The sequence below is a fragment of the Streptomyces sioyaensis genome, assembly GCF_004122735.1.
In the GTDB taxonomy this organism is placed as follows: domain Bacteria; phylum Actinomycetota; class Actinomycetes; order Streptomycetales; family Streptomycetaceae; genus Streptomyces; species Streptomyces sioyaensis.
This window is the reverse complement of sequence record NZ_SDIF01000046.1, coordinates 1-23,267: the sequence shown is the minus strand read 5'-3', so window position 1 is coordinate 23,267 and position 23,267 is coordinate 1. Positions and strand designations below refer to the sequence as shown.

Annotated in this window: 21 protein-coding genes and 1 tRNA gene; 9 read left to right on the top strand and 13 right to left on the bottom strand. The window is 71.4% G+C overall.

The annotated features are described in order from the left end of the window. Positions 1–120 precede the first annotated feature (120 nt). The 5 genes from galT (at position 121) to EST54_RS17565 (ending at position 4,981) form a co-directional block, all read left to right on the top strand. Positions 121–1,179, top strand: coding sequence for a galactose-1-phosphate uridylyltransferase (galT, locus tag EST54_RS17590; protein WP_129248588.1), 1,059 nt, complete (start codon positions 121–123; stop codon positions 1,177–1,179). Next, complete coding sequence (galE, locus tag EST54_RS17585; RefSeq protein ID WP_129248587.1) at positions 1,176–2,150, top strand: UDP-glucose 4-epimerase GalE; 975 nt, start codon at positions 1,176–1,178, stop codon at positions 2,148–2,150. The genes galT and galE overlap by 4 nt, the downstream gene beginning before the upstream one ends. After that, complete coding sequence (gene galK / locus EST54_RS17580; protein WP_129248586.1) at positions 2,150–3,394, top strand: galactokinase; 1,245 nt, start codon at positions 2,150–2,152, stop codon at positions 3,392–3,394. The genes galE and galK overlap by 1 nt, the downstream gene beginning before the upstream one ends. 266 nt (positions 3,395–3,660) lie before the next feature. Then, positions 3,661–4,431 carry a response regulator transcription factor gene (locus tag EST54_RS17575; protein ID WP_129248585.1) on the top strand — a complete coding sequence of 257 codons (771 nt, stop codon included), beginning with the start codon at positions 3,661–3,663 and terminating at the stop codon, positions 4,429–4,431. Between the two features lie 235 nt (positions 4,432–4,666). After that, entirely contained in the window at positions 4,667–4,981 is a 315-nt protein-coding gene (locus tag EST54_RS17565) for a DUF1330 domain-containing protein (protein WP_129248584.1), read from the top strand. Between the two features lie 60 nt (positions 4,982–5,041). Here EST54_RS17565 and EST54_RS17560 read toward each other — a convergent pair whose 3' ends face one another. The 3 genes from EST54_RS17560 to EST54_RS17550 all read right to left on the bottom strand — a co-directional run bounded on the left by EST54_RS17560 (position 5,042) and on the right by EST54_RS17550 (position 8,886). After that, positions 5,042–7,093, bottom strand: coding sequence for a beta-galactosidase (locus EST54_RS17560; protein WP_129248583.1), 2,052 nt, complete (start codon positions 7,091–7,093; stop codon positions 5,042–5,044). A 51-nt stretch (positions 7,094–7,144) separates the two neighbouring features. After that, positions 7,145–7,939 carry an SDR family NAD(P)-dependent oxidoreductase gene (locus EST54_RS17555; protein WP_129248582.1) on the bottom strand — a complete coding sequence of 265 codons (795 nt, stop codon included), beginning with the start codon at positions 7,937–7,939 and terminating at the stop codon, positions 7,145–7,147. Between the two features lie 449 nt (positions 7,940–8,388). Next, entirely contained in the window at positions 8,389–8,886 is a 498-nt protein-coding gene (locus EST54_RS17550) for a MarR family winged helix-turn-helix transcriptional regulator (RefSeq protein WP_006605131.1), read from the bottom strand. 164 nt (positions 8,887–9,050) lie between these two features. On the opposite strand from EST54_RS17550, the gene EST54_RS17545 reads away from it, so the two are divergent. After that, positions 9,051–9,875, top strand: a complete 825-nt coding sequence (locus tag EST54_RS17545) for a trans-aconitate 2-methyltransferase (protein WP_129248581.1) — start codon at positions 9,051–9,053, stop codon at positions 9,873–9,875. Positions 9,876–9,912: 37 nt separating this feature from the next. Continuing rightward, the gene (locus EST54_RS17540; protein ID WP_129248580.1) at positions 9,913–10,275 is read left to right on the top strand and encodes a VOC family protein; all 363 of its coding nucleotides are present in this window, start codon (positions 9,913–9,915) and stop codon (positions 10,273–10,275) included. 28 nt (positions 10,276–10,303) lie between these two features. Here the strand turns inward: EST54_RS17540 and EST54_RS17535 are convergent, their stop codons facing one another. Together EST54_RS17535 and EST54_RS17530 are read right to left on the bottom strand one after the other, a co-directional pair. Beyond that, positions 10,304–10,990: a TetR/AcrR family transcriptional regulator gene (locus EST54_RS17535; RefSeq protein ID WP_174244002.1), complete on the bottom strand. Its 687-nt coding sequence runs from the start codon at positions 10,988–10,990 to the stop codon at positions 10,304–10,306. A 22-nt stretch (positions 10,991–11,012) separates the two neighbouring features. Then, on the bottom strand, positions 11,013–12,017 hold the full coding sequence (locus EST54_RS17530) for an acyl-CoA desaturase (protein WP_129248579.1): 1,005 nt from the start codon (positions 12,015–12,017) through the stop codon (positions 11,013–11,015). A 300-nt stretch (positions 12,018–12,317) separates the two neighbouring features. On the opposite strand from EST54_RS17530, the gene ppc reads away from it, so the two are divergent. Beyond that, entirely contained in the window at positions 12,318–15,083 is a 2,766-nt protein-coding gene (gene ppc / locus EST54_RS17525; RefSeq protein ID WP_174857454.1) for a phosphoenolpyruvate carboxylase, read from the top strand. A gap of 75 nt (positions 15,084–15,158) precedes the next feature. Here the strand turns inward: ppc and EST54_RS17520 are convergent, their stop codons facing one another. The 6 genes from EST54_RS17520 to EST54_RS17495 form a co-directional block, all read right to left on the bottom strand. Then, the gene (locus tag EST54_RS17520; RefSeq protein ID WP_129248578.1) at positions 15,159–15,683 is read right to left on the bottom strand and encodes a hypothetical protein; all 525 of its coding nucleotides are present in this window, start codon (positions 15,681–15,683) and stop codon (positions 15,159–15,161) included. An 80-nt stretch (positions 15,684–15,763) separates the two neighbouring features. Continuing rightward, on the bottom strand, positions 15,764–16,351 hold the full coding sequence (gene pth / locus EST54_RS17515; protein ID WP_129248577.1) for an aminoacyl-tRNA hydrolase: 588 nt from the start codon (positions 16,349–16,351) through the stop codon (positions 15,764–15,766). 140 nt (positions 16,352–16,491) lie between these two features. Further along, on the bottom strand, positions 16,492–17,088 hold the full coding sequence (locus tag EST54_RS17510) for a 50S ribosomal protein L25/general stress protein Ctc (protein ID WP_129248576.1): 597 nt from the start codon (positions 17,086–17,088) through the stop codon (positions 16,492–16,494). A 190-nt stretch (positions 17,089–17,278) separates the two neighbouring features. Then, positions 17,279–18,253 (bottom strand): ribose-phosphate diphosphokinase, encoded by a 975-nt coding sequence (locus EST54_RS17505; protein WP_129248575.1) that lies wholly within the window; start codon positions 18,251–18,253, stop codon positions 17,279–17,281. 73 nt (positions 18,254–18,326) lie between these two features. Continuing rightward, positions 18,327–19,784, bottom strand: a complete 1,458-nt coding sequence (gene glmU, locus EST54_RS17500; RefSeq protein WP_129248574.1) for a bifunctional UDP-N-acetylglucosamine diphosphorylase/glucosamine-1-phosphate N-acetyltransferase GlmU — start codon at positions 19,782–19,784, stop codon at positions 18,327–18,329. A 131-nt stretch (positions 19,785–19,915) separates the two neighbouring features. After that, positions 19,916–19,987: transfer RNA gene (locus EST54_RS17495), tRNA-Gln, on the bottom strand. A 335-nt stretch (positions 19,988–20,322) separates the two neighbouring features. Between EST54_RS17495 and EST54_RS17490 the strand changes: the two genes are divergently transcribed. Beyond that, the gene (locus EST54_RS17490) at positions 20,323–21,831 is read left to right on the top strand and encodes a sensor histidine kinase (RefSeq protein ID WP_129248573.1); all 1,509 of its coding nucleotides are present in this window, start codon (positions 20,323–20,325) and stop codon (positions 21,829–21,831) included. Positions 21,832–21,846: 15 nt separating this feature from the next. Here EST54_RS17490 and EST54_RS17485 read toward each other — a convergent pair whose 3' ends face one another. Together EST54_RS17485 and EST54_RS17480 are read right to left on the bottom strand one after the other, a co-directional pair. Further along, positions 21,847–22,401 (bottom strand): SUKH-3 domain-containing protein, encoded by a 555-nt coding sequence (locus tag EST54_RS17485; RefSeq protein ID WP_129248572.1) that lies wholly within the window; start codon positions 22,399–22,401, stop codon positions 21,847–21,849. An 8-nt stretch (positions 22,402–22,409) separates the two neighbouring features. Next, complete coding sequence (locus EST54_RS17480) at positions 22,410–22,922, bottom strand: YwqJ-related putative deaminase (protein WP_006605144.1); 513 nt, start codon at positions 22,920–22,922, stop codon at positions 22,410–22,412. Positions 22,923–23,267 lie beyond the last annotated feature (345 nt).

Sequence of the window (23,267 nt, the reverse complement as noted above, 5' to 3'; positions counted from 1 at the left end):
TGATTCGTGACCGGGGTAGACGGTTTGTCCTAAATGTCGGGCCGTGGGCCCCACATTGACGCTGCTGTTTAGTTGTGCTTCATTGTGTTTGTTTGTGTTTGGAGTGGATGAGGAGCTCCCGTGAAGAAGACGACGACCCGGCTGGCGGACGGCCGGGAGCTCATCTACTACGACCTGCGCGACGACGCCGTACGCGACGAGCCCGACCCCCGCCCCCTCGACCCCGTCGCCACCGCCGCCGAGATCCGCGAGGACCGCCTGCTCGGCGACCGGGTCGCCATCGCCTCGCACCGTCAGGCCCGCACCTACCACCCGCCGGCCGACGAGTGCCCGCTGTGCCCCTCCCGCGAGGGGCGGCACTCCGAGATCCCCGCCCCCGACTACGACGTCGCCGTCTTCGAGAACCGCTTCCCCTCCCTCGCCGGGGACCGCGGCCGCTGCGAGGTGGTCTGCTTCACCTCCGACCACGACGCCTCCTTCGCCGACCTCACCGACGAGCAGGCCGCCCTGGTCCTGGAGGTCTGGACCGACCGCACCGCCGAACTGTCCCAACTTCCGGGCGTGGAACAGGTCTTCTGCTTCGAGAACCGCGGCGAGGAGATCGGCGTCACCCTCGGTCATCCGCACGGCCAGATCTACGCGTACCCCTTCGTCACCCCGCGCACCTCGCGCATGCTCGGCTCGCTCGCGGCGCACCGTACGGCCACCGGCGGGGGCAACCTCTTCGACGAGGTGGTCGACGGGGAGCTGGCCGACGGCCGCCGCATCGTCCTGGAAGGTGCGCACTGGGTGGCCTTCGTCCCGTACGCCGCCCACTGGCCGTACGAGGTGCACCTCTACCCCAAGCGCCGGGTACCCGACCTGCTCGCGCTCGACGACGCGGCGCGCACCGAATTCCCACAGGTTTACCTGGAAGTCTTGCGGCGGTTCGACCGGATCTTCGACGAAGGGGACGGGGAGCGCACCGCCCGCACGCCGTACATCGCGGCCTGGCACCAGGCTCCGCTGCACGCCGAGCACCGCGGAGAATTTGCACTCCACCTCGAGCTTTTCACCATTCGCCGCACTTCCGGCAAGCTGAAGTTTCTCGCGGGTTCCGAATCCGGCATGAACGTGTTCATCAATGATGTGCCGCCGGAGGCCGCGGCCGAGCGACTGCGAGAGGTAGCGAGCAAGTGAGCAAGAAGTACCTGGTCACGGGCGGTGCCGGATATGTCGGCAGTGTCGTTGCGGCGCATCTGCTGCAGGCCGGCCACGAGGTCACCGTGCTGGACGACCTGTCCACCGGCCACCGCGACGGCATCCCCGCCGGAGCCCATTTCCTTGAGGGCCGCATCCAGGACGCGGCGAAGTGGCTCGACCCCTCGTACGACGCGGTGCTGCACTTCGCCGCCTTCTCCCAGGTCGGCGAGTCCGTGGCCGACCCCGAGAAGTACTGGCGCAACAACGTCGGCGGCACCATGGACCTGCTCGCCGCCATGCGCGACGCCGGTGTCCGCACCCTCGTCTTCTCCTCCACCGCGGCCACCTACGGCGAGCCGGCGTCCACGCCGATCACCGAGTCCGCCGAGACCGCGCCCACCAGCCCCTACGGCGCCAGCAAGCTCGCCGTCGACCACATGATCAGCGGCGAGGCCGCCGCCCACGGCCTGGCCGCCGTCTCGCTGCGCTACTTCAACGTCGCCGGCGCCTACGGCAGCTGCGGCGAGCGCCACGACCCCGAGTCGCACCTCATCCCGCTCGTCCTCCAGGTCGCCCAGGGCAAGCGCGAGGCGATCTCCGTCTACGGCGACGACTACCCCACCCCCGACGGCACCTGCGTACGCGACTACATCCACGTCGCCGACCTCGCCGAGGCCCACCTCCTCGCCCTCGACGCGGCCGGCGCGGGCGAGCATCTGATCTGCAACCTCGGCAACGGCAACGGCTTCTCCGTCCGCGAGGTCATCGAGACCGTCCGCAAGGTCACCGGCCACCCCGTCCCCGAGATCGCCGCCCCGCGCCGCGCCGGCGACCCCGCCGTACTGGTCGCCTCCGCACAGACCGCCATCGACCGCCTCGGCTGGCGGCCCAGCCGCGCCGACCTCTCCGGCATCGTCGCCGACGCCTGGCAGTTCGCGCAGCACCTCGATCGGACGAAGGAGTCCTGATGACCGCTCACGGAGCCGTCACCCCGGCCACCGGGCACGCGCAGCGCGCCCGGCACGCGGCGGAGCGGTTCGCCGCCGTGTACGGCGCCGCGCCCACGGGCCTGTGGGCGGCGCCCGGCCGGGTCAATCTGATCGGTGAACACACCGATTACAACGACGGTTTCGTGATGCCGCTGGCCCTTCCGCACACCACGATCGCCGCCGCCTCGGCCCGCACCGACGGGGTGCTGAGGCTGCACTCCGGCGGCGTCGGCGGCGGCATCGTCGAACTGCGCACCGACGCGCTGCGGCCGGCGCCGGGCCCGGCGTCCGAGGCGCTGGAGCGCAGCCGGGGCGGAGCGCAGCGCAGCGGGGGCTGGGCCGCGTATCCGGCCGGCGTCGTCTGGGCGATGCAGGAGGCCGGTCTGTCCGTCGGCGGTGCGGATCTGCACTTCGAGAGCACGGTCCCCACCGGAGCCGGACTCTCCTCCTCCGCCGCCCTGGAGGTCGCCACCGCGCTCGCCCTCAACGATCTTCATGCGCTCGGCCAGCAGTCGCAGCGGCTGGCGCAGCTCGCCCAGCGGGCCGAGAACGCCTTCGTCGGGGTGCCCTGCGGGATCATGGATCAGACCGCCGCGGCCTGCTGCACCGCGGGCCACGCCCTGTTCCTGGACACCCGCGACCTCACCCGGCGGCAGATCCCGTTCGACCTGGCGGGGGAGGGGCTGCGGCTCCTCGTGGTGGACACCCGGGTGCAGCACGAGCTGGGCGACGGCGCATATGCCGAGCGGCGCGCCGGCTGTGAGCGTGGCGCGCGGGCGCTCGGGGTGCGGGCCCTGCGTGACGTGCCGTACGCGCATCTGCCCGAGGTCCTCGTCGAGTTGGCCCACGATCCCGTCGTCCAGGCCCTCGTCCGGCACATCGTCACCGAGAACCACCGCGTCGAAGAGGTCGTCGCCCACCTCGACGCAGGCCGCATCCGGGCCATCGGCCCCCTGCTGACGGCCGGTCACGCCTCGCTCCGCGACGACTTCGCGATCTCCTGCCCCGAACTCGATCTCGCCGTCGACGCCGCTCGGGAGGCGGGCGCCCTCGGGGCCCGGATGACCGGCGGCGGCTTCGGCGGCTCGGCGATCGTGCTCGTCGAGGAGGCGGACGCCACGGAGGTCGGCGCGGCCGTCACCGAGGCGTTCGCGGCGGCCGGCCATGCCCGGCCGCGGATCTTCGAGGCCGTCCCCGGTGCGGGGGCGCACCGCATCGAGTAGGGCACGCCGGCGCGCGGCCGCCTGACGGCTGCCGAATGGCCCGCCCGGGCAAGCAGTTTCGTCAATCACCTTCCCTCGCCGCACCCCGTCCGTACGCTGAGATCCTGCACCGGTGGGGGCCGGTGCCGATCAGGGGGCGAGACCGTTCGGGTACGACACCCGGGGTGGGGTGGCGAAGCCGGCGCGGCGGCGGCCGTGCGGCTGAGGCGATCTTCAATCCGGGTGTCGTGCCCGCTATGGTCCGTTCACCGGGACAGGGGGTCTCTGTGCAACGCATCCGGGTTCTGGTGGTCGACGACCACCGCATCTTCGCCGAATCCCTGGCGGCCGCGCTCGCCGCGGAGCAGGACGTGGACGTCGCGGCCGCGGGCAGCGCGCCTGCGGCCCTGCGCAATCTGGACCGCGCGGCCACCGACGGCCGCCGCTTCGACGTGCTGCTCGCCGACGCCGACCTCACCGCGCCGCTGCTCGCGGTGCCGCCGCAGTCGTCGGCACCACTGCGCGAGAGCGTGCCGCGCGCCTGCCCGCGGGACGGCATCGCGCTGGTCTCCGGCCTGCGCACCAGCCATCCGTATCTGCGCACCGTCGTTCTCGCCGACCGCGACGACCCGCGCCGCGCGGCCGCCGCCCTCCAGGCCGGCGCCTCCGGCTGGGTCGCCAAGGACTGCTCGCTCTCCCGGCTGCTCGCCGTGATCCGTGGCGTCCTCCGTGACGAAACGCATCTGCCGCCCGCGCTTCTCACCGGTGTGCTCCGGGAGCTGACGGCCGCCCGCAAGCACCGCTCGGAGAGCGAGCGGCTGGTGGAGTCGCTGACCCCGCGCGAACACGAGGTACTGCGCTGCATGGTGGCGGGCCTGGGCCGCAAGGCGGTCGCCGAGCGGCTGTTCCTCTCCCCGCACACGGTCCGCACCCACATGCAGAACGTGCTCGGCAAGCTTGGCGTGCACTCCACCCTCGCGGCAGTGGCCCTGGCCCGCCGGGCCGGCGTCGGCCCGGTCGAGCTGGAGGCCGCGGCGGCGTCGGTACCGGTGCCGTGAGCGGCGGGGGGCGGGGGCGTTGTTCCGGCGCGTACGCCTAGGGCCTGTCCGGCGATCACGAGCCAAGCCGAGTAGCGCGTGCCCCTCTCTCAGGGGCTGACTCCGCGCCGGCAGCCCGCCGCTGCGGTCGCTGTCGGGCACGGCGTTGCCGGCGGTCTCCACCGCCTCAGCGAGCGACGCATAGTCTCCGCCGCAACAGAAGTACACGCCGTGTCCAAAGGAATCGGGGACCCCCATGCCCGCTTACGTCATCGTCAACGTCAATGTGCTCGACGAGGAGGCCGGCCTGGCCTACGCACACGTGGCCCAGAAGTCCATCCTCAGCTACGGCGGCCGGTACCTGGTCGCGGGCCCCACTCCCGAACCCGTCGAAGGCACCTGGGACTCCTCCCGGCTCGTGGTCATCGAGTTTCCCGATATGGACCGGATCCGGGAGTGGTACGACTCCTCCGAATACCGACGGGCCCGGGAGATACGAGAGGGCAAGGTCACGGTGGGGATGCTGTTCGTCGAGGGCACGCCGCCCGAGGGCTTCTCCCTCCCGGACTAGGACGTGTTGGGCGACCATGTGCGGAGCCAGATGATCAGGGCTGCCCTCAACCGCACCCTCCTAGGCCTCGGTCAGGACCGCCACGCCCCGGGCCCCCAGCGTGATCCGGTCGACGACCGCTTCCTCGGCCCCGTCCGCTCCGTCCGCTCCATCTGTTCCGTCCGTTCCGTCCGCTCCGTCCGCTCCGTTCGCCGCCGCGAGTGCGTCCCGCATCGGGGTCGGCAGTCCGACCTCCACGGGCCGCGTCCCGTGGTTGAGCAGGAAGAGATAGCCCCCGCCGGTGCCCTCGCGGAGGGTGGCCTGGACGCCCGTCGGTAGGCCCGGCAGTACGGGGGCCACGCCGGCCGCCGCACGGACATCGTCCAGCAGGGTCCGCATCAGGGTCGCTTCGAGTCGGGTGCCGAGGTACCAGGCCGTGCCCTGCCCGTAGGTGTGCCGGGTGAGCGCGGGCCGGCCGGCGAGGTCGCCGTCCGTGAAGTGGGCCAGCGCCTCGGCCCCTTCGAGTTCGATGGCCTCCGACCACAGGTCAGCCCGCCCCGCGTAGGTTCCGCGGCCGACCGCCACCGATCGTCCCGCGTCCAGCGGCCAGAACTCCTCCACCCGCAGCCCCAGCAGCTCCCGCAGCGGCGCCGGATAGCCGCCGGGGTGCACCCGGTCGTACTCGTCGACGATGCCGGAGAAGAAGGACACCAGTAGTTGGCCGCCGGCGTGGACATAGGCGGTCAGCCGGCGGGCGTCGGACGCGGTGAGCAGATACAGGTTGGGCACCACGACCAGCCGGTAGCCGGACAGCTCGCGCCGCGGTGGCACCACATCGCAGGCCACGCCCGCCTCGAAGAGCGGCCGGTAGTGGTCCAGCGCGATCCGGGAGTGGTCCAACGCGGTCGACGGTTTGGAGTCCAGCTCCAGCGCCCACCAGCTGGGCCAGTCCGCCAGCAGCGCCACATCTGCCCGCGAACGGGTCCCCTCGATGTCCGGCAGGGCCGCCAACTCCCGTCCCAGCTGCGCCACTTCACGGAAGATCCGGGTGTCGGTGCCGCCGTGCGGCAGCATCGCCGAGTGGAACTTCTCCGCGCCGCCCAGCGACTGCCGCCACTGGAAATACAGCACCGCATCCGCGCCCTGGGCGACCGCCTGCCAGCTCCACAGCCGCATCGCGCCGGGCGGCTTGGGGCCGTTACGGGGGCGCCAGTTGACCGCGCCCGGCGCCTGTTCCAGCAGCATCCAGGGCTTCCCGTCGCGGGCCGAGCGCATCAGGTCGAAGACGTAGCCCGCCCGGATGTGGTCGTCGGGCACATACGGGTCCTGGTAGAAGTCCAGCGCCATCGCGTCCATGTGCGGGGCCCAGGCGAACGCGTCGACGGGCTTGTGCTGCGGCATCAGATTGGTGGTGACCGGCACCCCGGGCGTGACGCGCTCCAGTACGGCCTTCTCCGCCAGGTAGCAGGCGCGCAGCGCCTCGTCGCCGAAGCGCAGATAGTCCAGCTGCTGTGCGGGGTTGGGGAAGGTGGGGGCGGTGCGGGGCGGCAGCACCTCGTCGAAGTCGCCGTACGCCTGCGACCAGAAGGCCGTCGACCAGGCGGCGTTCAGCGCCTCGATGCCGCCGTAGCGGGCGCGCAGCCAGCGCCGGAAGTCGTCGGCCGACACCTCGCAGTAGCACTGGCGGGTGTGGCAGCCGTATTCGTTGCCGACGTGCCACATGGCGAGCGCCGGGTGGCCGGCGTAGCGGGCGGCGAGCTGTTCGACGAGGCGTACGGCATGTGTGCGGTAGACGGGGCTGGAGGGGCAGTAGTGCTGCCGGCCGCCGGGCCAGCGGCGCCGGCCGTCGGCGTCCTCGGGCAGGATCCCGGGGTGCGCGCGGGAGAGCCAGGGCGGTGGTGAGGCGGTCATGGTCGCCAGGCAGACGGCGATCCCGGCGCCCGCCAGGCCGTCCATGACGCGGTCGAACCAGCCGAAGTCCCAGGCGCCGGGCCGGGGTTCGACCCTGGCCCAGGAGAAGATCCCGGCGGTGACCATGTTGACGTGGGCCGCCTTCATCAGCTTCAGATCCTCGGCCCACACCTCCTTGGGCCACTGCTCGGGGTTGTAGTCGCCGCCGAATCGGATGCCCATCGGACCTCCTGCGTCGAAGCTCGGGCGGGGCGCGCGGCCCCGCCGCCCGGTTCAAGAAGAGTTCTTGTACACGCTCCAGCCGCCGTCGACGACGAGGCTCGCGCCGGTGACGAAGGACGCCTCGGGGGAGAGCAGGAAGGCGATGGCGGCGGCGACCTCCTCCGGCCGCCCCAGCCGCCGGGCCGCCGTCTGCGCGGCGCTGGCCTGCCGGTCCTCCTCGTCGATACCGTCCCAGGCCGCGGTCAGTACGGGGCCCGGCAGCACGCAGTTGACCCGCATCGCGGGCCCGTATTCGACGGCCAGCTGCCGCCCGAGACCGGTCAGCCCGGCCTTGGCCGCGGCGTACGCGGGCCGCCCCGGGAGCCCGATCAGCGCGTGCACGGACGAGGTCAGCACCACCGCGCCGCCGCGCGCCCGCAGATCGTCCAGGGCGGCGCGCACCCCGAGGAACGAGCCGGTGAGATTGACCGCGAGCTGCCGTTCCCAGTCGGGGAGCGGGGTGTCGCCGACGGTCGCCACATACGGCAGAAAGGCGTTGCTGACCAGCCCGTCCACCGGGCCGTAGCGCCGCCGGGCCGCCTCGACGGCCCGCCGCCAGTCGTCCTCGACCGCCACATCGCAGTGCTCGTACGAGGCATGGCCGCCGGCCGCCCGGATGCGGCGGGCGGTGTGCTCGCCGCGGGCGTCGTCGATGTCCAGCAGCAGGACGCCGGCGCCCTCGGCCGCCAGCCGGTCGGCGGTGGCCGCCCCGATCCCGGCGGCGGCGCCGGTCACCAGGACCGTACGGCCCTCGAACCGCTTGCCGTACGGGCCGTTCGACGGATGCGGTGCGCGCTGCTGGCTCATGGCGCGATCCAAGCCCACGGGCCGAGCGGCGGGCAAGGGGACGTGGCGCGAGGGGGCGCGCACAGAATCAGGGGGCGCACGCGAAGTGCTGACGCATCGTCATATACGCGCGTGCCAACCCGTCGTGCGCCCGTATCGAGCCGCTTCCGCGGGTGCCCGCCGGGCGGCTCCGCCGCCGCGTCGACAGCGCCCGCGCGCCTGGCCGGGAGTCACCGCCTCTCGCCCGTCCGCGAAAGAAACCGGCCATGGGGGGGAGGGGGAATGCCGCCCGCTCGGCCCGGAATGTGCCGGATGTCGCCGGGAGATGCGGCGAACGGATCGGTCGGCCGGCCGGGAATGTCGTCGAACGGACCGGGGGGTTGGCCGGCTGGCCGGGAAGGTTGTCGAACGGACCGGACCGCTGGCCGGTTAGCCGGGGATGTTGTCGAACGGACCGGACCGCTGGCCGGTTAGCCGGGGATGTTGTCGAACGGGCCGGTCAACCGCCGCAGTAGTCCGGCCAGTTCGCCGCGCTGCTCGCGGGAGAGTTCGGCGAGGATGGCGCGCTCCTGGATCAGCAGTCCGGCCAGCGACCGGTCGGCCTTGTCGCGGCCCGCCGCGGTCAGTCTGACCAGCACTCCGCGCCGGTCGCTGGGGTCGGGCAGCCGCTCGACGAGGTCCTTCTTGGCGAGCCGGTCGATGCGGTTGGTCATCGTCCCCGACGTGACCAGGGTCTGCGTCAACAGCGCCCCGGGGGAGAGCTGATAGGGGGCACCGGCGCGCCGCAGCGCGGTGAGTACGTCGAATTCCCAGGGCTCCAGGCCGACCTCGGCAAAGGCGATCCGGCGAGCCCGGTCGAGGTGCCTGGCGAGCCTGGAGACGCGGCTGAGGACCTCAAGCGGCTCCACGTCGAGGTCCGGGCGCTCACGGCGCCATGCTGCCACCAGTCGGTCGACCTCGTCCTCCATGACGATCAGTGTAGAGGGTCTGTCGACATGAAGTCTCTTGACGTCGAGATATATTTCGCTGGACTATGGGCATCGTCGGCGGGGACTCGGTTTCCGGCCGAGACGGCCCGAACCAGACCGTGTCAGCTTTGTGCCTGCCCTGCACCAGTAAAGGGGTTTCGACCATGCACGACGCACCAACCTGGGATCCGCAGCAGTATCTCCGCCACTCCGGGCACCGGACCCGCCCCTTCCTCGACCTCCTCGCCCGGATATCGGAGCTGCCCCGCCCCGACCGCCCCGCCCGCATCGCCGACCTCGGCTGCGGCCCGGGAAACGTCACCACCCTGCTCACCGCCCGCTGGCCGGACGCGCACATCACCGGATACGACAACTCCCCGGAGATGCTCAAGGAGGCCGAGGCCCACGCCGGCCCCACCCCGGGCGGCGGCCACCTCGACTTCGCCCCCGCCGACGCCACCGACTGGGCGCCCGAGGAGACCTACGACCTGATCGTCTCCAACGCGGCACTGCAGTGGGTCCCCAACCACCCCGATTCCTTCGCCCGCTGGATCGACGCGCTCGCGCCCGGCGGCACGTTCGCCTTCCAGGTCCCCGGCAATTTCACCTCGCCCAGCCACGCCCTCCTCGGCGAGCTGTGCGACTCCCCGCAGTGGCGCGAGCGGCTCACCACCCACGGCCGTCGCTTCGTGCACATCCTCGAACCAGCCGACTACCTGGAGCGCCTCGCCGACCTCGGCTGCGCCACCGACGTGTGGGAGACCACCTACGTCCAGCTCCTGGAGGGCGAGGACCCGATCCTCGACTGGGTCAAGGGCACCGCGCTGCGCCCCGTGCTGACCGCGCTGGAGAACGATCCGGACACCCGCGAGGCCTTCCTCGCCGAATACCGCGACGCCCTGCGCAAGGCCTACCCCACCGGCGCCCACGGCACCGTCTTCCCCTTCCGCCGCATCTTCGCCGTGGCCCGCAAACCGGCTGACGGCTGACGCCCGCCGACCCTTCTCTCCCCCCGAGGTGACGCCCGTGATCACCGGCCTCGACCACATCCAGCTCGCCGCCCCACCCGGCATCGAAGACGCCCTGCGGACCTATTACGCGGACCTCCTCGGCATGACCGAGGTCCCCAAACCGGCGGCGCTCGCGGCACGTGGTGGGTGGTGGTTCGAGGCCGGCACGGCCCGGCTGCACCTGGGCATCGAGCCGGACTTCCGCCCCGCCCGCAAGGCCCACCCCGGCATCCGCGTCCAGGGCATCGACGCCTTCGCCGCCCGCCTGACCGCCGCCGGGGCCGCCGTCACCTGGGACGGCGACCTCCCGGGCCACCGCCGCTTCTACTCCGTCGACCCGGCCGGCAACCGGCTGGAGTTCCTGGAGCCGCAGGCCTGACCCGGCAGGCCAGGCCCGACGCCGGTCCTCAGTTCTTGCGATGCCCTATCAACCGCGGCCGGGCCTCCAGATTGCCCAGGCCGTGCCAGGCCAGATTCACCAGATGGGCCGCCACCTCGGCCTTCTTCGGCTTGCGGGTGTCCACCCACCACTGGCCGGTCAGGGCGACCATGCCGACGAGGGCCTGCGCGTACAGCGGCGCCAGCTTGGGGTCGAAGCCGCGGGCCTTGAACTCCAGGCCCAGGATGTCCTCGACCTGGGTGGCGATATCGCTGATCAGGGAGGCGAAGGTGCCCGTCGACTGGGCCACGGGGGAATCCCGGACGAGGATGCGGAAACCGTCGGTGAAGGTCTCGATGTAGTCGAGCAGCGCGAAGGCCGCCTGTTCGAGGAGTTCGCGGGGGTGGCCGGCGGTCAGTGCGCCGGTCACCATGTCCAGCAGCTGCCGCATCTCGCGGTCCACGACGACCGCGTACAGGCCCTCCTTGCCGCCGAAGTGCTCGTAGACCACCGGCTTGGAGACCCCGGCCTTCGCCGCGATCTCCTCCACCGACGTGCCCTCGTAGCCCCGCTCGGCGAAGAGCGTGCGACCGATGTCCAGCAGCTGCTCCCGGCGCTCCGCACCGGTCATCCGGACCCTGCGGGTCCGCCGGGCCCCCGGAGCCGGGGACGGCTTGCCCTTGCTGTTGCTCGCGCTGCTGTTGTCGATCGCCACCCGTCAATCATGCCTTCCCTGGTTACCGCTGAGAGGTACCCCCGGCGGTCACCGCCGCGCGGCGGGCCGCCAGCCGGGAGGTGTCCGGCCAGCGCACGTCGTACGCCCAGCCCGCCTTCTCGAACCAACGGATCAGCCGGGCGCTGGAATCCAGCTGCCCCTTCAGCACGCCGTGCCGGGCGCAGGTCGGGTCCGCGTGGTGCAGGTTGTGCCAGGACTCACCGCAGGACAGGACGGCCAGCCACCAGACGTTCCCCGAGCGGTCGCGGGACTTGAAGGGGCGCTTGCCGACCGCGTGGCAGATGGAGTTGATCGACCACGTGACGTGATGCAGCAGCGCGACCCGGACCAGGGAACCCCAGAAGAACGCGGTCAGCGCACCCTGCCAGGACCAGGTGACCAGGCCGCCGACCAGCGGCGGGATCAGCAGCGACACCGCCGTCCACAGGACGAACTGGCGGGAGACCGTACGCATCGCCTCGTCCTTGACCAGGTCCGGCGCGTACTTCTGCTGCGAGGTCTGCTCCTCGTCGAACATCCAGCCGATGTGCGCCCACCACAGCCCCTTCATCAGGGCGGGCACCGTCTCGCCGAAGCGCCACGGGGAGTGCGGGTCGCCCTCCGCGTCGGAGAACTTGTGGTGCTTGCGGTGGTCGGCCACCCAGCGCACCAGCGGCCCCTCCACGGCCAGCGACCCCATGATCGCGAGCGCGATCCGCAGCGGGCGCTTCGCCTTGAACGCACCATGGGTGAAGTAGCGGTGGTAGCCGATCGTGATGCCGTGGCAGCCGATGTAGTACATCGCTGTCATCAGCGCCAGGTCCAGCCAGCTCACACCCCAGCCCCAGGCCAGCGGCACCGCGGCGAGCAGTGCCACGAACGGGACGGTGATGAAGAGCAGCAAGGCGATCTGTTCGAGCGATCGGCGCTGCTCGCCGCCCAGCGTCGCGGACGGCACGCCGGCACCGGCGATGGATGAATCGGCAGGAATCGGGGCATCTTCTACGGCTTCAGGACCAGCGGTCATGGTGTCCCTCGTCGGGGCTCGGGGGCACGGCTACGGCTACGGGACCGTAACCTACGGTTTCGTAAGTATGGCAGTGAGACCGTCACGGGCAAGGCCGTGACAGGCGCCACACCTGCCGGTGCCGCGGCAGATGCCCACTAAGCGGACGGTGTGATTCTCCGTGGCTGGGCAGACCTATCCTGGGGACGTCGGACAGCGTGGTCCGCGCACGCCCGCATCAGACCAGCCCATTCGTCGCCCGCCACCCCTCATGCCAGAGCCGCGGCGCGACGTCCCTGATCGCTGCAAGGAGCCGCACCCGTGAGCAGTGCCGACCACACTCCGGCCGAATCCGCGACCGCTGAGAGCCTTGACGCCGGCCCGAGCGACAACATCGCCCTGCGTGCCGACATCCGCCGTCTCGGTGACCTCCTCGGCGAGACCCTCGTCCGCCAGGAGGGGAAGGACCTCCTCGACCTCGTCGAGCGGGTCCGCGCCCTGACCCGCGAGGACGGCGAGGCAGCAGCCCGGCTCCTGGGCGACACCGACCTGGCCACCGCCGCCAAGCTGGTGCGCGCCTTCTCCACCTACTTCCACCTCGCAAACGTCACCGAGCAGGTCCACCGCGGCCGCGAGCTCGCCGCCCGGCGCGCCGCCGAGGGCAGCATCCTGGCCCGCACCGCCGACATGCTGAAGGACGCCGATCCCGCGCACCTGCAGGACACCGCCCGCAACCTCGGCGTACGCCCCGTCTTCACGGCGCACCCCACCGAGGCCGCCCGCCGCTCCGTCCTGACCAAGCTCCGCAAGGTCGCCGAGCTGCTGGAGATCGCCGACGGCAGCGAGCGCCGCCGCGCCGACCTCCGCCTGGCCGAGAACATCGACCTCATCTGGCAGACCGACGAGCTGCGCGTCGCCCGGCCCGAGCCCACCGACGAGGCCCGTAACGCCATCTACTACCTCGACGAGCTGGGCCGCGGCGCCGTCGGCGACGTCCTCGAAGACCTCGCCGCCGAGCTGGAGCGGGCCGGCACCGAGCTGCCCGCCGGCACCCGCCCGCTCACCTTCGGCACCTGGATCGGCGGCGACCGCGACGGCAACCCCAACGTCACCCCGCAGGTCACCTGGGACGTCCTGCTCCTCCAGCACGAGCACGGCATCACCGACGCCCTGGAGCACGTCGACGAGCTGCGCGGCGCGCTGTCCAACTCCATCCGCAACTGCGGAGCCACCGACGAGCTGCTGGAGTCCCTCCAGCGCGACCTCGATCTGCTGCCCGAGATCAGCCCCCGTTACAAGCGGCTGAACAGCGAAGAGCCCTACCGCCTCAAGGCCACCTGCATCCGGCAGAAGCTCGTCAACACCCGCGAGCGGCTGGCCGGCGACACCCCCCACGTCCCCGGCCGCGACTACCTCGGCACCCCGGAGCTCCTCGACGATCTCGCCCTGATCCAGACCTCGCTGCGCGCACACCGCGGCGGTCTGGTCGCCGACGGCCGCCTGGAGCGCACCCTGCGCACCATCGCCGCCTTCGGTCTGCAGCTCGCCACCATGGACGTCCGCGAGCACGCCGACGCCCACCACCACGCCCTCGGCCAGCTCTTCGACCGTCTCGGCGAGGAGTCCTGGCGCTATGTGGACATGCCGCGCGACTACCGCCGCAAGCTCCTCGCCAAGGAACTGCGCTCCCGCCGCCCGCTGGCTCCCACCCCCGCCCCGCTCGACGAGGCCGGCGCCAAGACCCTCGGGGTCTTCCGCACCATCCTGCGGGCCAAGGAGACCTTCGGCCCCGAGGTCATCGAGTCCTACATCATCTCGATGTGCCAGGGCTCCGACGACGTCTTCGCCGCCACCGTCCTCGCCCGTGAGGCCGGTCTGATCGACCTGCACGCCGGCTGGGCCAAGATCGGCATCGTGCCGCTGCTGGAGACCACCGACGAGCTGAAGATCGCCGACCAGCTGCTCGACGAGATGCTCGCCGACCCCTCCTACCGGCGCCTGGTCGCCCTGCGCGGCGACGTCCAGGAGGTCATGCTCGGCTACTCCGACTCCTCCAAGTTCGGCGGCATCACCACCTCCCAGTGGGAGATCCACCGCGCCCAGCGCCTGCTGCGCGACGTCGCCCACCGGCACGGCGTCCGGCTGCGCCTCTTCCACGGCCGCGGCGGCACCGTCGGCCGCGGTGGCGGCCCGTCCCACGACGCGATCCTCGCCCAGCCCTACGGCACCCTCGAAGGCGAGATCAAGGTCACCGAGCAGGGCGAGGTCATCTCCGACAAGTACCTGGTGCCGTCACTGGCCCGGGAAAACCTGGAGCTGACGGTCGCGGCCACCCTCCAGGCCTCCGCCCTGCACACCGCGCCCCGGCAGTCCGACGAGGCGCTGGCCCGCTGGGACGCGACCATGGAGACGGTCTCCGAGGCCGCGCACGGCTCCTACCGCCGGCTGGTCGAGGACCCCGACCTGCCCGCGTACTTCTTCGCCTCCACCCCCGTCGACCAGCTCGCCGAGCTCCACCTCGGCTCGCGCCCGTCCCGCCGCCCCGACTCCGGCGCCGGCCTCGACGGACTGCGCGCCATCCCGTGGGTCTTCGGCTGGACCCAGTCCCGCCAGATCGTCCCGGGCTGGTACGGCGTCGGCACCGGCCTCAAGGCCGCCCGTGAGGCCGGACTCGACAGCGTCCTGGACGAGATGCACGAGCACTGGCACTTCTTCCGCAACTTCCTGTCCAACGTCGCCATGACGCTGGCCAAGACGGATCTGCGGATCGCCCAGCACTACGTCGACACCCTCGTCCCCGACGACCTCAAGCACGTCTTCGAGCACATCAAGGCCGAGCACGAGCTCACCGTCGCCGAGGTCCTGCGGGTCACCGGCGAGAAGCAGCTCCTCGACTCCAACGAGGTCCTCCAGCAGACGTTCCACATCCGCGACGCCTACCTGGACCCGATCTCCTACCTCCAGGTCTCGCTGCTGCACCGCCAGCGGACCGCCGCCGAGCGCGGCGAGGAGCCGGACCCGGTCCTCGCCCGGGCGCTGCTGCTCACCGTCAACGGTGTCGCGGCCGGCCTGCGCAACACCGGCTGACCCGGCGGCCCGGTACACCACGGCGGCCCGTCCTCTCACCGGAGAGGACGGGCCGCCGTCGTATCTGCCCCTGCCCTACATCGCCGCGAAGGCCGCGCCCAGCAACACCGCCCCCAGCAGCCCCATCACCCACGCCGTACGCCGCAGCCGCATGCCTCCGGCCACCACCAGCGCCGCCAGCAGCAGCGCCCCCGCGAACGGCACCCAGGCGTGCAGGATCCCGGCCGGCCCGGTCCGCACCGCATGTGTCGTCCCCGGCTCGACGGTCACCTCGACCTGCTCGCCTTTGTCGGGCGCGGCCGCCTGCGCGATCGACACCTTCGCCCGCTGTGTGCCGTCACCGCCCGTCGGCCGGTACGGCCCCGTGCACCGCTCACCCGCGCACGCCGAGACCGTCATCGTCCCGCGCTCCCGCGCCTTGACGAGCATCGCGTACTGCGCCGTGTGCCATGACGTCCACGCCCCCGCCACCAGCAGCAGCAAGGCGAGCAGACCCATCACGCCGATCCTGACGACGAGCAGCGCCCCATAGGCGCTCTCACCGACCCGGCGGCTACGACTGCGTCTGACCGAAGGGGTGCGCGTACTGCTTCTGGGCATGGCGGCGATCCTTGGCCATGGACCAGCGCCCGGTCAACCTCCGACAACGGTTCGTCAGCGCCTGACCCCCGCTGTCCCATTCAGGAGTTGTACGTACTCTGCGCCCGTTCCAGACCGTCCACGATCAACGTTTCCACCGCATCCGCGGCGCGGTCCACGAAGTAATCCAATTCGCGCCGTTCCGCCGAGGAAAAGTCCTTCAGCACGAAATCCGCCACCTGCATACGGCCCGGCGGACGCCCGATCCCGAACCGCACCCGGTGATACTCCGCACCCAGGGATTTCGTGATCGACTTCAGACCGTTGTGGCCGTTGTCACCGCCGCCGAACTTCAGCCGCAGCGCACCGTAATCGATGTCCAACTCATCATGAATGGCAATGATGTTGGCGACCGGCACCTTGTAGAAATCCCGGAGCGCGGTGGTCGGCCCGCCCGACACATTCATGTACGACGACGGCTTCGCCACCACCACCCGCCGGCTTCCCGGCCCCGGCGCACCGCAGCGGCCCTCCACCACCTGCGCCCGCGACTTGTGCGCCTTGAAACGGCCCCCCATCCGCTCCGCCAGCAAATCCGCCACCATGAACCCCACGTTGTGGCGATTTCCCGCATACTCCGGGCCCGGATTACCCAGCCCGACGACCAGCCACGGATCCGCGTCCGACATCTGAGTCACTCCCACATCCCGCCGACCGCTGCCGGCCCCGACCGCAATTGCCCATGAAACAGGCCAACCGCCGCCCCGCACCCAAAGGCACGCGGCGGCGGTTGGACGACTCGCTGAGAAATCTACCCAGCCAGAGCGACTCAGGCCTCGGCGGCCGCTTCGCCCTCACCCTCGGCGGCCTCCTCGGCCGGTGCCTCGGCCTGTGCGGCGATGACCTGCACCACGACGGCGTCGTCCTCGACGGCCAGCGAGGAACCGGACGGCAGGACGATGTCCTTGGCCAGCACCGAGGCACCGGCGTCCAGGCCCTCGACGGAGACGGTGACCGACTCCGGGATGTGGGTGGCCTCGGCCTCGACCGGCAGCGTGTTCAGGACGTGCTCCAGCACGAGCTGACCCGGGGCGAGGTCGCCCTCGACGTGGATCGGGATCTCGACGGAGACCTTCTCGCCCTTCTTCACGGCGAGGAAGTCGACGTGGACCAGGAACTGGCGGATCGCCTCACGCTGCACGGCCTTGGGGATGACCAGCTCGGTCTTGCCGTCGAACTCCAGGCGGATCAGGGCGTTCGGCGTCTTCAGCGCCATCATCAGCGCGTGGTTGTTGATCGCCAGGTGCTTCGGCTCCGCGCCGTGGCCGTAGACGACGGCCGGAACCAGGTCGGCGCGGCGCGCACGACGGGCGGCACCCTTACCGAAGTCGGTACGGACCTGGGCGGCGAGCTTGACCTCAGCCATAACAGCACTCCTCGTTTTGCAGAAACATCTGGTGGGCGTCACCCGGCCCACGACAGACCTGCTACGAAGAGCGCGTCGATAACGGACAGCCACCACAAAGGGCGGCCTCCCTCGCCGAGCAACTCGATGAGTCTACCCGGCCGGGAGGCCGCCCCAAAGTCGATCAGTGCCGGCTAGCGCACCGGCCCGCTCACTGCTCCTCGAAGAGGCTCGTCACCGAGCCGTCCTCGAACACCTCACGGATCGCCCGGGCGATCGTCGGCGCCATCGACAGCACCGTGATCTTGTCCAGCTCCAGCTCCGACGGCGTCGGCAGGGTGTTGGTGAAGATGAACTCGCTGACCTTCGAGTTCTTCAGCCGGTCCGCGGCCGGGCCGGAGAGCACGCCGTGCGTCGCCGTCACGATCACGTCCGACGCACCGTTCGCGAACAGCGCGTCCGCCGCGGCGCAGATCGTGCCACCGGTGTCGATCATGTCGTCGACCAGGACGCACACCCGGTCCTTCACATCGCCGACGACCTCGTGCACGGTGACCTGGTTCGCCACGTCCTTGTCGCGCCGCTTGTGCACGATCGCCAGCGGCGCACCCAGCCGGTCGCACCAGCGGTCCGCGACCCGCACCCGGCCGGCGTCCGGCGACACCACCGTGAGCTTGTCGCGGTCCACCTTCGCGCCCACGTAGTCCGCGAGGACCGGCAGCGCGAAGAGGTGGTCCACCGGGCCGTCGAAGAAGCCCATGATCTGGTCCGTGTGCAGATCCACGGTCACCACACGGTCCGCGCCCGCGGTCTTCATCAGATCCGCGATCAGCCGCGCCGAAATCGGCTCCCGGCCGCGGTGCTTCTTGTCCTGCCGCGCATAGCCGTAGAACGGCACGATCACGGTGATGCTCCGGGCCGAAGCCCGCTTCAGCGCATCGATCATGATCAGCTGTTCCATGATCCACTTATTGATCGGAGCGGTGTGGCTCTGAATCAAAAAGCAGTCCGCGCCGCGTGCCGATTCCTGATAGCGGACGTAGATCTCGCCGTTGGCGAAGTCGAAAGCCTTCGTCGGGACCAGGCCCACACCCAGCTGGTGTGCAACCTCCTCGGCAAGCTCGGGGTGGGCGCGGCCGGAGAAGAGCATCAGCTTCTTCTCGCCGGTCGTCTTGATCCCGGTCACAGCAAATCTCCTCGAATCACAGTTTGCGTGCGCTCAACAAAGGTACGCCCCGCACGGCGCACCCCTTGCACGATCACCGCTCGCCCTCGGATTCCTGGCGAGCGGCCGAAGCCGCCTGCGCGGCGGCGCTTCCGGGCCGCTTGCGCGCGACCCAGCCCTCGATATTCCGCTGCTGGCCACGGGCGACCGCCAGCGAACCCGGGGGCACATCCTTGGTGATGACCGAGCCGGCTGCCGTATAAGCGCCGTCCCCGATCGTGACGGGAGCCACAAACATGTTGTCCGAGCCCGTCTTGCAATGTGATCCGACCGTGGTGTGGTGCTTCGCCTCACCGTCGTAATTCACAAAGACGCTCGCCGCACCGATATTGGTGAACTCGCCGATCGTGGCATCTCCCACATAGGACAGATGCGGAACCTTCGTGCCCTCGCCGATCGTGGCGTTCTTCATCTCCACGTAGGTGCCGGCCTTCGACTTCGGACCAAGATCCGTCCCCGGCCGCAGATATGCATAGGGGCCGACATTCGCGCCCTCGCCGATCCGCGCGCCCTCCGCGACCGTGAACGAGGCCACCGCGCCCGCGCCCACCGACGTGTCCGTCAGCCGCGAGTGCGGACCCACCTCGGCACCGGTGGCGAGATGCGTGCTGCCCAGCAGCTGGGTCCCCGGGTGCACCGTCGCGTCCGGCTCGAACGTCACCGACACGTCCACCCAGGTCGACGCCGGGTCGACCACCGTCACGCCGGCCAGCATCGCCCGCTCCAGCAGCCGCTCGTTCAGCAGCGCACGCGCCTGGGCCAGCTGTACGCGGTTGTTGATCCCGAGGATCTCGCGGTGATCGGCCGCCACCGCGGCGCCCACGCGGTGCCCAGCCTCGCGGACGATCCCCAGCACATCGGTGAGGTACTCCTCGCCCTGGCTGTTGTCCGTCCGCACCTTGCCCAGGGCGTCCACGAGCAGCCGGGCGTCGAAGGCGAACACCCCGGAGTTGATCTCCCGGATGGCCCGCTGGCTGTCGGTGGCGTCCTTGTGCTCGACGATCGCCGTCACCGCGCCGTGGCCCGCCTCGCGCACGATGCGGCCGTAGCCGGTCGCGTCCGGGACCTCGGCCGAGAGGACGGTCACGGCGTTGCCGTCCGCGGCGTGGGTGTCGCTCAGCCGCGTGAGCGTCTCGCCGGTCAGCAGCGGGGTGTCGCCGCAGACCACGATCACGGTGCCGTCGAGGGCGACACCGCTCCGGCTCAGCTCCTCCAGGGCCGTACGGACCGCATGGCCGGTGCCCTTCTGCTCGTGCTGCACGGCGGTGCGCACGGCGGGGTCGGCCTCGGCGAGATGGGCCCGTACCTGCTCACGGGCGTGGCCGACGACCACGACGAGGTGTTCGGGGTCCAGCTCGCGGGAGGCGGCGACGACATGTCCGACGAGGGAGCGGCCGCAGAGGGCGTGCAGGACCTTGGGGGTCGCCGACTTCATGCGGGTGCCCTCACCCGCTGCGAGAACGACGACGGCTGCCGGGCGGTTGGCGCTCACGGGGATGCCCTTCGGCTTCTTGGCTACTTCGGGTGGTGGTCACCCGAAGGATACCGGGGCGTATTGCGGCCGAAACGCGTGCGGGTCCTGACGCGGTGGTCAGGACCCGGAAATTGCCTGTTATGTGTGTGCTCCCCTGCCAGGACTCGAACCCGGACATAAGGCACCAAAAGCCTCAGTGCTGCCAATTACACCACAGGGGATGGTAGGGCGAACCAGACCGGAGAGTGTGCCGGTCCAGCCGCTCGGCCTCCCACACTATGCCGTACCGCCCGCCTCCGATGCGACGGTATAGCGCCGCACTTTGCCGCCGACGGATCACCGGGCGGCCATGATCCCCTCTCGGCTGCCGCTGTGTGTGGCGAGGTGAGGGGTGGTGCGGGAGTGGGTGATCGCGCGCGAGCATACGGGGCGGACGTCCTGAGGTGTCGAAAATGCGCGTGATTTTATAGTTCGAGGGATATCCACGGGTCAGACCTGGTAATGGGCTGCGCAACTCCTAGGGGGATCCCGCACGAGCGCCCGTAGGCTGGTCGGCATGACCGCGACGGGGGCAAGTGAAGAAAGTGTGGGCGCGCGGGGTGCGCCGGAGAGCGGGCCGTGGTGGTGGGCCCGGCGGCGGAGTGCCGTACTGGATGTGTTTCTGGCGGCGGCATCCGCGCTGGAGTGTGTGATCGAGGGAACGGGCTTCGCCGACGAGGCGCAGCTGCCCCAGCTGCTCGGGCTGTTGCTCGGTCTGCTGGCGGGGTCGGTGCTGTTGGTGCGCCGGCGGTGGCCGGTCGCGGTGGTGCTGGTCTCGATCGCCGTGATGCCCGCGGAGATGGGCGGGATGCTGAGCGTGGTGGGGCTGTACACGCTCGCCGCGTCGGACGTGCCGCGCCGGATCACCGCGCTGCTGGCGGGGATGACGGTGGTGGGGACGCTGGTGACGACGTACCTCACCGTGCAGCAGGAGATGGTCGGGCAGGACGACTTCCATCCGCCGGTGTGGTTCGCGCCGGCGCTCGCGGTGGCGATGGGGCTGCTGCTGACGGCGCCGCCGGTGCTGTGGGGCCTGTACATCGGGGCCCGGCGGCGGCTGGTGGAGAGCCTGCGGGAGCGGGCCGACGGTCTGGAGCGGGAGCTCTCGCTGCTGGCCGACCGCGCCGAGGAGCGGGCGGAATGGGCCCGTAACGAGGAGCGCACCCGCATCGCGCGCGAGATGCACGACGTGGTCGCGCACCGGGTGAGCCTGATGGTGGTGCATGCGGCCGCGCTGCAGGCGGTGGCGCTGAAGGACCCGGAGAAGGCGTCGCGGAACGCGGGCCTGGTCGGCGACATGGGGCGCCAGGCGCTGACCGAGCTGCGGGAGATGCTGGGGGTGCTGCGTACGGCCGAGGGGGCGGCGGTGCGGGGCGCTTCGGCGTCGGGCGCGCCCGAGCGGCTGGCGGCGGTGGCCTCCCGGGCCGGGGCGCAGGCAACGGAGCGGGAGCGGCCCGCGGAGCTGTCCGGGATCGGGGCCGCGGCGGAGTCCGCGTCCGCCGGGACGTCCTCCGGCGGGGCGCCGGTCCCGGAGCAGCGGGCGGGGGAGACGGCGTCCGAGGGGCCCTGCCTCGCGGAGCTGGCGGATCTGGTGGGGCAGTCCCGGGCGGCCGGGATGGCCGTCGAGCTGCTGGTGAGCGAGGCAGCCGAGACCGCTGAGGCCGCCGAGGTGGCTGAGATCGCCGCGGGGGAGCCGGCGGCCGACTGCGGGCGCCGGTATGCGGCGCGCGTGGAGCGGACCGTCTATCGCGTGGTCCAGGAAGCGCTCACCAATGTGCACAAGCATGCGCCGGGTGCGCAGGCGCGGGTGCGGCTGGCGCACCGGGAGGGCGAGCTCGCGGTCCAGGTGGAGAACGGTCCCGGCGAGAGCGACGCGGCCGGTGCCGGGCTGCCGAGCGGCGGCAACGGCCTGGTGGGGATGCGGGAGCGGGTGACGGCGCTGGGCGGCGTGTTCGTCTCCGGCCCGACCGAGGCCGGCGGCTTCCGGGTGTCGGCGGTCCTGCCGGCGTCCCGGGCGGCGGCCTGATCCGCCGTACCCGGCTCACCCGGCCGCGTGGGGAGCCAGCCGCGTGGGCCGGCTCCCCAGCACCAGCATCCCCAGCGCGGTGTCGAGGTCGGGCCCCAGGTACCAGTCGCCGGTGTGGTCGAGGCTGTAGATGCGGCCCTCGGCATCGATGGCGAGGGTGGCCTGGCTGTAGGTGGTGCTGTCGGGGCCGGTGAGCTCCTCGCGGCCGAGCGGGGCCACATCGGTCTCCAGGGCGCGGCCGAGGTCGCCGAGGGTGCGGGCGAGGTGGAGGCCGTGCAGGGGGTCGAGCACGAAGGGGGCGGGCGCGATGTGGCGGCCGGGCCCGGGGCCGGTGATGTGCAGACCGCCGAATTCGGCCCAGGCTTCGACGGCGGCGGGGAAGACGGTGTGGCGGTGGCCCGCGGGAGAGGTGTGGGCGCGCAGGGTGTCGGCCCAGTGCTCCGCCTGCTTTATGTCCCAGCGGCCGGGGTGCCAGCCGGCGTCCTGGAGGGCGACGTCGACGGCGGCGGGGAATCGGGTGGAGTCGCCGCGGTCGTGGGCGGCGGTGCGGGGGCCGGGGGTGGTCGGCATGGTGACGGTCAGCTTCCTGTGGGCGTCGCGCCGATGGGCATGACGCCGAAGTGGGCGAGGAGGGCGTCGCAGGAGCGGCAGGGCGGGGCGTAACTGCCGTGCTGGGGGTCGCCGTCCTCGCGGATGTGGCGTGCGGTGATCTTGGAGTGTTTCAGGGAGCGGCGGGCCTCGCCGTTGGTCAGGGGCTTGCGGGAGGCGCGCTTGCCGCGGTTGGCCTCGACGGCGGTGAGGTGGCGGGAGAGCAGGACCGCTTCGGGGCAGCGCCCGGTGAAACGTTCGCGCTGTGCGGTGGCGAGGGTGTCGAGGAAATCCTGGACCAGGGGGTGGAGCGTGGGCGGCTGTTCCGCCTTGCTCGCGGTGCAGGTGAGGGTTTGTCCGCGTACTGACAGGGCGGCACCGATGGTGGGGAGGATGCCGTCGCGGCGGTGGTGGAGGGCGGGCGCGCGATGGGTGTCGGCGGTGCCGCTCCAGCCGATGCGGGGGTCGCCGGCTGAGTTGTGGTGGCGTGCAGTGGTGCTCATGGTGGTGCTTTCCCTCCCCGAATCCCCGTGGTGCTAGGGGGTGTCTCTCCGATCTCCGTGGGCCTGCGACGCCTGGTACCGCACCTCGCGGCGTTGTCGCATCACCCACGGACACCCAGTCCGAGGGAGACGCTCCGCCTTGCGATGCATGGCACCAGGCGCCGCAGGCTGATCCACGGAGATCGAAGAGACACCCCCTAGGGGTCCCCCCGCCCAAGGTGGGGGAGGGTCAGCCTGCCAAATCTGCTGGGTGTTGCGGTAGTCGGGCGGCCTGTCGATGATCTCACGAGGAGCTGACGGGGCGTCGGCGGTGGGGAAACGGGGCTGGTCGGCGGGGTGGTGCGC

What these genes read in the sequence shown, in the direction of transcription:
- EST54_RS17530 (WP_129248579.1), bottom strand. Translation starts at nt 12,017, where the DNA reads ATGACCGCTGGTCCTGAAGCCGTAGAAGATGCCCCGATTCCTGCCGAT.
- galK (WP_129248586.1), top strand. Translation starts at nt 2,150, where the DNA reads ATGACCGCTCACGGAGCCGTCACCCCGGCCACCGGGCACGCGCAGCGC.
- EST54_RS17565 (WP_129248584.1), top strand. Translation starts at nt 4,667, where the DNA reads ATGCCCGCTTACGTCATCGTCAACGTCAATGTGCTCGACGAGGAGGCC.
- EST54_RS17560 (WP_129248583.1), bottom strand. Translation starts at nt 7,093, where the DNA reads ATGGGCATCCGATTCGGCGGCGACTACAACCCCGAGCAGTGGCCCAAG.
- EST54_RS17480 (WP_006605144.1), bottom strand. Translation starts at nt 22,922, where the DNA reads ATGAGCACCACTGCACGCCACCACAACTCAGCCGGCGACCCCCGCATC.
- EST54_RS17545 (WP_129248581.1), top strand. Translation starts at nt 9,051, where the DNA reads ATGCACGACGCACCAACCTGGGATCCGCAGCAGTATCTCCGCCACTCC.
- EST54_RS17490 (WP_129248573.1), top strand. Translation starts at nt 20,323, where the DNA reads ATGACCGCGACGGGGGCAAGTGAAGAAAGTGTGGGCGCGCGGGGTGCG.
- EST54_RS17555 (WP_129248582.1), bottom strand. Translation starts at nt 7,939, where the DNA reads ATGAGCCAGCAGCGCGCACCGCATCCGTCGAACGGCCCGTACGGCAAG.
- pth (WP_129248577.1), bottom strand. Translation starts at nt 16,351, where the DNA reads ATGTCGGACGCGGATCCGTGGCTGGTCGTCGGGCTGGGTAATCCGGGC.
- EST54_RS17550 (WP_006605131.1), bottom strand. Translation starts at nt 8,886, where the DNA reads ATGGAGGACGAGGTCGACCGACTGGTGGCAGCATGGCGCCGTGAGCGC.
- EST54_RS17485 (WP_129248572.1), bottom strand. Translation starts at nt 22,401, where the DNA reads ATGCCGACCACCCCCGGCCCCCGCACCGCCGCCCACGACCGCGGCGAC.
- EST54_RS17510 (WP_129248576.1), bottom strand. Translation starts at nt 17,088, where the DNA reads ATGGCTGAGGTCAAGCTCGCCGCCCAGGTCCGTACCGACTTCGGTAAG.
- EST54_RS17520 (WP_129248578.1), bottom strand. Translation starts at nt 15,683, where the DNA reads ATGCCCAGAAGCAGTACGCGCACCCCTTCGGTCAGACGCAGTCGTAGC.